The sequence below is a fragment of the Neobacillus drentensis genome, assembly GCF_036966985.1.
In the GTDB taxonomy this organism is placed as follows: Bacteria; Bacillota; Bacilli; order Bacillales; family Cytobacillaceae; genus Neobacillus; species Neobacillus drentensis_E.
In genome coordinates, this window is sequence record NZ_JBALSN010000468.1 from 1 (window position 1) to 453 (window position 453).

1 protein-coding gene is annotated in these 453 nt (G+C 33.1%); it reads right to left on the reverse strand.

The genetic code is table 11. From position 1 onward, the window contains the following. Positions 1-53 precede the first annotated feature (53 nt). Positions 54-371: a hydrolase gene (locus V7659_RS25525; RefSeq protein WP_335542918.1), complete on the reverse strand. Its 318-nt coding sequence runs from the start codon at positions 369-371 to the stop codon at positions 54-56. Positions 372-453 lie beyond the last annotated feature (82 nt).

A 453-nucleotide genomic window follows, 5' to 3' on the forward strand; every position in this document is an offset into this window, starting at 1 on the left:
AATCAAAAAAAGAAAAATCCTAAAGGAAGGATTTTTCTACAAAATAAACTTATTTACTTTGGTAAAATATTCATGCTTTCAATGTGGGTTTTTGCTTCTTCATCACCCAGCTTATGCAGCATTCCATACACTTGTTGGAGTGTACTATCATAAGCATCGTTTTCACGGTCGTAATGATACTCGACATATGGAACATGGGCTCGAAAGAAGTTCTTCCATTCGGTTGAATAATTTTGATTAAATAATTCACGCAGTTGAGTAATTTCTTCATCACTTGCCTGGATTTTATAACTCCATGTTGAACTTGTGGCACTTTGCGAAATTTCTCCGCTCCCTACATCAATATAATAGGTTTTCTTTTGCTCATCCATTATGTTCATCCCCTTTTACTCATTAGTAATTTGCAAATAGAAAAAATTTATTCTCTGCCAAATTTCGATTCATTTTTTAGAA